Source organism: Nocardiopsis sp. NPDC055824, from assembly GCF_053616335.1.
The window spans coordinates 118,114-125,478 of the sequence record NZ_JBSHDN010000003.1; the positions used below are offsets into that span (position 1 = coordinate 118,114).

The following is a 7,365-nucleotide window of genomic DNA, read 5'->3' on the forward strand; positions in this document are numbered from 1 at the left end:
CGCGGGCCGGCACGGACCGCGGTGCCCCGGGCCGGGACGCCCGGGGACACCGCCGGTTCAGGACCGCGGTCCGAGGGGGCGGCGATCTTCCTGCTGTTCCTGCTCCCCGGCTTCATCGTCGCGGCCGACGACCTTCCGGCACCGAGCGCGATCCCGTTCTCCATGGCCCTGATCGGCGTGATGGCGATGGCGACGGCCCTCCTCATCCCCGTGGTCGCCCGGAGGGCCGGCGTATCCGGGACCGGGGGCGGTGGCCGCGCCGAACCGAGCCGGAGGGAGGAGTGAGGGGCCGCGGAGCCGACAGGGCCGCTCGTCGGTCGGGTGCGGTCACACGTGCGCGCCCAGGAACGGAAGGACGACATCGGCCATGTCGTCGGGTACTTCCTCCGCCAGATCGTGGCCGGCGTCGAAGACGTGTCCGGTGACGTCGTGGGCCATGAGCCGCATCTGGGATTCGTTGCGGTCGCCGATGAACGCGGATCCGCCGAGCGCCAGGACCGGGATGTCCAGTTTCTTCTGTGCGGCCTGCCGGTTCTGTTCGGCGTCGACGAGCATCGCCCGGTAGATCGAGAGCATCGCACGGATGCCGCCGGGCATGGAGTAGCAGCGCACGTATTCCTCGACCGCGTCGGGGGTGGCGGTGTCGGGGTGGCTGCGCTCGGACTTGATCATGTAGGTGATCAGCTCGCGCTCGTGCCCGCTGATCAGCATCTCCGGCACGTCGGGCTGGAAGTAGAAGCCCAGGTGCCACAGGTGCATGCCGCTGGCGACGTTCTCGGGCGTGAGCGCGGTGTGGTCCTCGAAGCCGAATCCGGGGAACAGGGCCTCGGCGAACACGAGAGCGGTGACGCGGTCGCGGTGGCGCGCGGCGAGCTGGTAGCCGATCACCGCACCCCAGTCCTCTCCCGCCACCGCGTATGTCTCGTGTCCGAGGTGGGCCATCAGTCCGGCGATGTCGTCGCTCATCGTCGCGGAGTCGTAGCCGTCCGCCGGGCGGGCGGAGTCGCCGAGACCGCGCAGGTCGGGCACGACGACGGTGTGGTGGGGCGTCAGTTTCGGGACGAGGTGGCGCCAGTGGTAGCCCGTCTTGGGCACGCCGTGCAGCAGCACCACGGCGGGGCCGGACCCGGCCGTCCGGTAGTGCAGACTCGTTCCGTTGACGGCGGCACGGCCGGTGCGGAGGTGTGTTCCGTCATGGTCGAACATCGTGTTCTTCCCTTTCTCTGTGTGTACTGCGCGGTGCGGGTGTCAGCGGGTCCGGGGAGGGTCGGTGAGGACCACCAGGCGGCCCGGGCCGGTACCGGCCCCGGCTCTCCGGGCAGCGGAGCCGCCGACCGGCCGCAGGGTGACGTTCTCCGGGTAGAGCCGGCCGAGCAGTGCCAGGACGACGAGGTCGTTCTGCCCGGCGGCGTCCAGGGTCGTCTCGCCCGCTCGCGTCCACACCAGCCCCGGTGCGCCCAGCGCGGACCACACGGTCGTTGCGCGGGACCCGGTTCCGGGGTGCGCGTCGTCCGCCGCGGGGGCCGGCCGGTGGGCGTAGCGGTGGCCGCGCAGGGCCTGGCCGAGATCGACGCGGACGGTGGCGCCGTCGCCGGTGACCTCGATGCGGGCGGTGCGGGTCCCGTCGGCGGGCAGCCCGGTGACGGTGCGTGCGGTGAGCGACCCCGGTGCGGGGTCTGCGGGCGGCAGGTCCTCGACGGGGGTGCGGGGCGCGGCGTAGTAGTCCTGTTCCTCGGCGACGTACGTGACGGGTTCGTCGGCGGTGGGGGAGGAGCGCCAGGTCAGCAGGTGCCGGGGTGCGGTCAGGGGCGGATGGTCGAGGACGGCGGGCAGGGCGGTGCCGCCGCCCGCCTCGAAACCGTAGCCGGTGGGGCCGCCGGTGCCGGTGACGGCATGGCGGGCGAAGGCCACGATGCTGGGATGCCGGATCTGACGGACCAGCAGTTCGGTGAGGAAGGCGTCGTGGGCCGGTTCGGTGTGCCGCAGCCCGGTCGGGGTGGTCAGGAGCGGCACGTCCTGCCAGTTGGTGAAGGGCAGGAGGGCGTCACGGAGCAGGACGACCTGGTGCAGCCACTCGTTGTAGAGCTGCATGGCGACGGGCCCGCCGCGCGGGCCGCGGAGCAGGAGGTCGGCTGCGGGAGCGGTGAGCAGGTGGCCGTAGCAGTGGCTGCGCACGACCAGCGGTCCTGCGGGCAGCGGTACCGGGTCGGTGAGCAGCCTCTCCAGGGCCGCGGCTGCCCAGGAGGCCAGCTCCCGGCCGATCGTCTCGGCCTGGGCGCCCAGTTCACGTACTGCCGAGGCGCTGTCCGGGCCGACGGCCAGCGGCAGGGAGGCCTCCCGGGTGCCGAGGGCGAGCGTCGCACGGATCTGGGCCTCCAGGACCGGGCGGTCGGCTCCGGTGAGACCGCCGGCGTCGATGACGCCCTGCAGCAGCGGTTCGGTGGCGGTGAGGAGGTCGCGGGCTGTCAGGGCGGCGCCGTCCGCGGGAAAGGTGTTCCAGCGGCTGCCGCCGAGAGGGGGCGTGCTCCGGGTGGGGGCAGGGGACATGGGTCCTCCTCGGTTGTCGGTGGCGCGGGATCGGCGGTCTCGTGCTCGCGGTCTCCGGCGTCTTTCTTGATCGTCCGATACAGATTCAAGGCATGAAGCAGTCAGTCGAGGGAGGCCAGTGCGACCTCCACGAGGGGCTCGAGGGCGCCGGCGTCCGGCGTGACCTTGGCAGAGACCAGCAGTCCGTTGAGGAAGGTGATGAGGAAGGCGGCGAGGGTGTGCGGGTCGTGCCGCGCCGAGATCTCGCCCCGCTCCGCCGCGACCGCCAGCACCTCGGCCAGCGCCTCCCGGCTCGCGTCCTGCACGTCCCGCACGATGCGCCGGACGGACGGCTCCTCGGGCAGGCGCTCGCAGGCGGCGTTGACCATCAGGCAGCCCCTGCCGTCGTGCTCCACGGCGATGCGCACCCGTTCCGCCAGCAGTCCCCGGACCGCCGAGCGGACGTCCGCCCCCTCCTCCAGGCTGCGCAGGGCGGCCGCCGCGAGGGTGGATCGGTAGTGCTCCAGTGCGGCCCGGTACAGGCCGTGCTTGTCGCCGAACGCGGCGTACAGGGATCCCTGTCCGACCCCCAGGTGCCGGGTCAGATCGCGTACCGAGGTCGCCTCGTAGCCGCGCGTCCAGAACAGCTCCATGGCGCGGCCCACGGCCGCCTCGGTGTCGAACTCACGGGTTCTTGCCATGGCCCCACCGTAACCTATCTGGATCGTACGTTCAAGAAAAGGGGCCGGGGTCCGCCCCGGCAGTGCGCGGCGTGGGCGGCTTCGCGGTCGTGTTCGGGGTCCCACCTGCCCCGACGACTCCCCGGCCGGCGATCGACAGGCCGGTACTCGTGGGGCCCGGACAGGGGCGGCCGGTCATCCCGGGCCGCGAGCCACGTGCCCGGCTCCACGGAACCCGGCGACCACCCGGCGCTCCACGCCGACCGGCGCCGGAGCACGGAAGAGGGGAGGGCGCCCCCGGCCGGGACCGGGGGCGCCCTCCCGTGTCCGGGTGCGGCCGTGGCGAAGGCTCAGCCGTTCTCCTTGGTGATGCGTTCGACGAGCAACCTCTTGCCCTGGTCGCCGGCCTTCTGGTTGTTCTCCTGGATCCTCCGGAACCAGCGGGCGAGCTCCTCGTCGCCCTGGCGCTCGGCGTCCTTGATGTAGCCGTCCAGGCGCCACACGTTCTCCAGCGACTGGTGCACGGCCCAGACCAGGTTGTAGTTCTTGTCCTTGAGCGGGCTCTCCGGCTCGGCCATGACGGCCTCCTCGGTCTCGCGGTTTCTTCGGCCAGGACCCCACTGCCCTGACCCGCCGGGAGGTACACACCGCCGTGCGCGGCGACCGCGGATTCCCGCCCCCGCCCTGCTCCGGTGCGTACGGGCCCCGGGCGCGGGTGCGGAAACCCCCTCGGAGACGGAGTCGATGACGGGTGGTGTCTGTTGCCGGAGGGCGCGGAGGACACGGCCGCCGCCGGGCGGAGGCCGGGCCCGGCGGCAGCCGAACGGCTGCCCCGGAATTGCGCCGGGTCGGTTCCCGTCGTGGCGGCGCCGTTTCCACGCCAACGGGGTCGGAGGTGATCACCAGGGTTTCCCGGCGTGTGTCTCCCGTCGGGGGAGGCGTGTCCTGTGCAGCGGTGCCTCCCGGCCGGGAGACGCGGACGCCGTGGGTCCCGCCTCTTCCCGTGGCGGTCCTCAGGCGGCCGTGTCCATGCCCAGGTCCTTGCGCAGCTGGTCCAGGGTCGCCCGTAGGAGTCGGGAGATGTGCATCTGGGAGTAGCCCAGCCGTTCGGCGATCTCGGTCTGGGTGTGGTCCTGGAAGTAGCGCAGCATGAGGATGTGGCGTTCGCGCTCGGGAAGGCGTGCCAGGGCGGGTTTGAGGGCCTCGCGGTCCACCACCAGGTCCAGGAGGTGGTCCTCGCAGCCCAGGTGCTCCTCCAGGGAGGGCGTGACCTCCCCGTCGGACTCGGAGCCGTCGGGGGCGTCCAGCGACAGGGCCCGGTAGAGGTCGGAGACCTGGCGGACCTCGTCCAGCTGCTCGCGGGTCATCCCCAGCCTGCTCGCGAGTTCGTCGCCGGTGGGCGTGCGCCCCAGTGCCTGGGTCATCTCCTGCCGGGCCTGGTGCAGGCGGATCCGGTTCTCCTGGGCCGACCGCGGCACCCGCATGGCCCAGGTGTGGTCGCGGAAGTGGCGCTTGACCTCGCCGGAAGCGGTCGGCATCAGGTAGCCCAGAAAGGGCACGCCCCGGTCGGGGTCGAAGCCGCGGATGGCCTTGCACAGGCCCACCATCGCCGTCTGGTACAGGTCCTCCACCGGTTCCCCGCGGCCCCCGTAGCGGTGCGCGATCCGCTTCATGGCCGGCGCGTAGTGGGACACGACCCGCTCCCTGAGCGCGCACGCCCGGGGGTCGTCCTCGTCGAGGGCCTTGAGCTGTCGCAGGAGGGCTTCGCCCGGGTCCTGTTCGCCCGGTCCCGGGCGGCGCGGCGCCGGGATCAGGGGTCTGTTGTCGGAGGAGGGGCGGGCTGGGAGCGCGTCGGTGTCGGTGACGGACAAGAGGGTCCCCCTGAAAGTTCGCCTTGTATGTCACTGCCGCGACGGCAGAGCACCGGCATTCGAGTGCCGTCTCCATCCTTCCCTCAGGAAGAGGACTAAAATGTATAGAGGTAACTTTTAGTGTTAAACTGCCATAAATAAGACATTTGACGCAGAAGTCACGAGAGTGGGCGGCCGACGTGCCCGAGGCGCTCCCCAGGCCTGCGAGGGCACGTCGGCGGCCTCCCGCTCCCGGCGACGGCGTCGCGCGCCGTCCCTCATCCCCTGCCACGAGAACCACGGCTCAAACACGCCCCTTCAGGCACACGGCGAGAAACCGTTCCGCTCCGGCGGGGGAGGGTCTGCGCGCCCACGCGGTCCGGGCCTGGTCGCCGGTCGGGCGCCCGCCGCCCGTCTGCGCCCGCCGACCGGGGCGGGCGTCCCGTCAGGGGTGCAGGACGATCTTCCCCACGTGCCCCCGGCGGGCGAGTTCCTCCTGGGCGCGGGCGGCCTGGTCCAGCGGGAACGCCGCGGCGATCACGGGTCGGATCGCGGCCCGGCGGGCCAGGTCCATGAGCAGGTCGAAGTGCGCGGGCGTGTGCATGGCCGAGCCGATCAGCTGCGCGTTGTGCAGGTAGAGGCGGCGCACGTCGAAGGACGCGTCGTACCCGCCGAGCGCCCCGGCGACGACCCACCGGCCGCCCTCGCGCAGGAGCGGAAGCCCCTCGTTCAGCAGGTCCCCGGCGATCACGTCGAGTGCGACGTCGATGCCCTCCGGGGCGGCGGCGCGGACCTGCCCGACGACGTCCCGCGCACGGTCGACGACCTCGTGCGCGCCCGCCTCGCGCACCGCGTCGATCTTGGACCCGCTGCTGACGGCGACCACCCTCGCGCCGCGCGCCCGGGCGATCTGGATCAGCGCGAGACCGACGCCGCCGGAGGCACCCGACACCAGGACGGTCTCCCCCTTCCGCATCCGGCCCCGCTCGATCATGCCCAGGGCCGTGCCGTAGGCGGTCGGCAGTGCTGCGAGCTGGTCGTCCGTGAGCGGGGACTCCGTCACGTCGTGGGCCTGCTCCGCCGGCGCGGTCACGTACTCGGCGTAGCCCCCGTCGCGCTCGCTCCCCATCAGGCCGACCGGGTTCGCGTCCGGCCCCCCGGTGTCGTAGATCGCCGGATCGACGACCACCCGGCGGCCGACGAGGGCCTCGTCCACGCCGGCGCCCACCGCCGCGACCCGGCCGGCCACGTCGGCCCCCTGGATACGCGGGAAGCTGATCGGGCCCCGCCAGCCCGACAGCGCCTCCGGGTCCCCCGGGCGGCCGTAGGCGCCCTCCCGGGTCCACAGGTCGGTGTTGTTCAGCGCCACCGAGCCGACCCGGACCAGCACCTCTCCCGCCTGCGGGGCGGGCACGGCCACCTCCGCCGGCTCGAGGACCTCCGGTCCTCCGTGCTCCGCGATCCGTACCGCGCGCATGGTCTCGGACACGTCCATCGTCTGAACCCCCTCGTAGGTATACCGATCGGTGAACTTCTACCACGGTACACCGATCTGTAAACTCCTGTCACGGTGTACCGAACAGAGAGGGTGCTCGATGCAGGAAGCACAGCCCATGTCACCGGCGGGCCGCCGTATCGCGGCGGCGGCCGAGGAGCTGTTCTACAACCGCGGGATCACGGCGGTCGGGGTGGACCTGATCGCCGAGCGCTCGGGTGTGACCAAGCGGACCCTGTACAACCAGTTCGGCTCGAAGGACCGCCTCGTGGCGGTCTACCTCGCAGAACGCGACCGGCGCTGGCGCTCCCTCGTCCGCGCCGCCGTCGACGCCTGCGACGACCCCCTCGAAGCCGTCACGGCGCCCTTCGAGGCCCTGTGGACCTGGAGCGGGGCCAACACGCGCGGATGCGCGTTCATCAACGCACTGGCCGAAATCCCCGACCCCGCGCATCCCGCGCACCGCATCGCCGCGGACCAGAAGCTGTGGCTGCTGAACCTGTTCGAGGAACTCGCCGCCGCGGCCGGCGGCCCGGCCCCCGCCGCCCTCGCCACCCGGCTGCTCGTGCTGCACGAGGGCGCCCTCGCGGTGCAGCCGCTCCCGATCGACGTCCTGGCGCAGACCGCCGACCTCGCACGAGCCCTGGTCCGGTCCGGCGCACCGCCCCGCCGGTGACGGCGCCGGACCTCCGACGGACGGGCCCGCGGGGGCGGGCGTGCGAAGGGCGGCGGACGCCGTATCGGAGTACCCGCCCGCTCCGGGGGCGTGCCGCGGTGCGGTCGCGGTGTCCCCGCCGCCCGTGCCCCGCCCATC

At 72.8% G+C, this 7,365-nt stretch carries 8 protein-coding genes; 2 read left to right on the plus strand and 6 right to left on the minus strand.

Going from position 1 to position 7,365, the window contains the following annotated elements; all coding sequences use genetic code 11:
* Nucleotides 1-21: 21 nt before the first annotated feature.
* Nucleotides 22-285, plus strand: coding sequence for a hypothetical protein (locus ACWGL3_RS01965; RefSeq protein WP_267945100.1), 264 nt, complete (start codon nucleotides 22-24; stop codon nucleotides 283-285).
* Between the two features lie 42 nt (nucleotides 286-327).
* Here the strand turns inward: ACWGL3_RS01965 and ACWGL3_RS01970 are convergent, their stop codons facing one another.
* From ACWGL3_RS01970 to ACWGL3_RS01995, 6 genes are all read right to left on the minus strand, one after another.
* Nucleotides 328-1,206, minus strand: coding sequence for an alpha/beta fold hydrolase (locus tag ACWGL3_RS01970; RefSeq protein WP_267945099.1), 879 nt, complete (start codon nucleotides 1,204-1,206; stop codon nucleotides 328-330).
* 42 nt (nucleotides 1,207-1,248) lie between these two features.
* Complete coding sequence (locus ACWGL3_RS01975; protein WP_452460685.1) at nucleotides 1,249-2,547, minus strand: hypothetical protein; 1,299 nt, start codon at nucleotides 2,545-2,547, stop codon at nucleotides 1,249-1,251.
* A 101-nt stretch (nucleotides 2,548-2,648) separates the two neighbouring features.
* Nucleotides 2,649-3,227, minus strand: coding sequence for a TetR/AcrR family transcriptional regulator (locus ACWGL3_RS01980; protein WP_267945097.1), 579 nt, complete (start codon nucleotides 3,225-3,227; stop codon nucleotides 2,649-2,651).
* A gap of 329 nt (nucleotides 3,228-3,556) precedes the next feature.
* Nucleotides 3,557-3,784, minus strand: coding sequence for a hypothetical protein (locus ACWGL3_RS01985; protein ID WP_330158267.1), 228 nt, complete (start codon nucleotides 3,782-3,784; stop codon nucleotides 3,557-3,559).
* 435 nt (nucleotides 3,785-4,219) lie between these two features.
* Complete coding sequence (locus ACWGL3_RS01990) at nucleotides 4,220-5,077, minus strand: SigB/SigF/SigG family RNA polymerase sigma factor (RefSeq protein WP_267945095.1); 858 nt, start codon at nucleotides 5,075-5,077, stop codon at nucleotides 4,220-4,222.
* A gap of 424 nt (nucleotides 5,078-5,501) precedes the next feature.
* On the minus strand, nucleotides 5,502-6,551 hold the full coding sequence (locus ACWGL3_RS01995) for a zinc-binding dehydrogenase (protein WP_267945094.1): 1,050 nt from the start codon (nucleotides 6,549-6,551) through the stop codon (nucleotides 5,502-5,504).
* A 100-nt stretch (nucleotides 6,552-6,651) separates the two neighbouring features.
* Here ACWGL3_RS01995 and ACWGL3_RS02000 point away from each other — a divergent pair, with 100 nt between their 5' ends.
* On the plus strand, nucleotides 6,652-7,227 hold the full coding sequence (locus tag ACWGL3_RS02000; RefSeq protein WP_267945093.1) for a TetR/AcrR family transcriptional regulator: 576 nt from the start codon (nucleotides 6,652-6,654) through the stop codon (nucleotides 7,225-7,227).
* Nucleotides 7,228-7,365 lie beyond the last annotated feature (138 nt).